The organism is Staphylococcus sp. GDX7P312P (assembly GCF_008385775.1).
In the GTDB taxonomy this organism is placed as follows: Bacteria; Bacillota; Bacilli; order Staphylococcales; family Staphylococcaceae; genus Staphylococcus; species Staphylococcus haemolyticus.
The window spans coordinates 1-249 of the sequence record NZ_VUKI01000102.1 but is presented as its reverse complement, the minus strand read 5'-3'; the positions used below and the strand labels follow the sequence as shown (position 1 = coordinate 249).

General features: G+C 53.0%; 1 protein-coding gene. It reads left to right on the top strand.

The window, feature by feature from the left end; translation table 11 throughout:
• On the top strand, nucleotides 1-249 hold a 249-nt coding region (locus F1592_RS13910), incomplete at both ends, for a plasmid recombination protein (RefSeq protein WP_223197253.1).

Sequence of the window (249 nt, the reverse complement as noted above, 5' to 3'; positions counted from 1 at the left end):
GGTCAAAGATGCGTGACGATCAGAGCACCTACGCTGAATCAGTAAAAAAATTGGGTCTTGAGCGCGGCATCGAGGGAAGCCGTGCCACGCATCAGACAGTTCAGCACTACTACCAATCGATAAACCGTGGCACCCGTAGCCAGGTATCAATCTCGCCAGATGCGCTGGAGCCGCGCGTATTGCGGAAAGGAATTTTCACCAAAGACGTGGAAGATCAGGCAGCCATAGCCAAACGTCTAAGTCACGCAG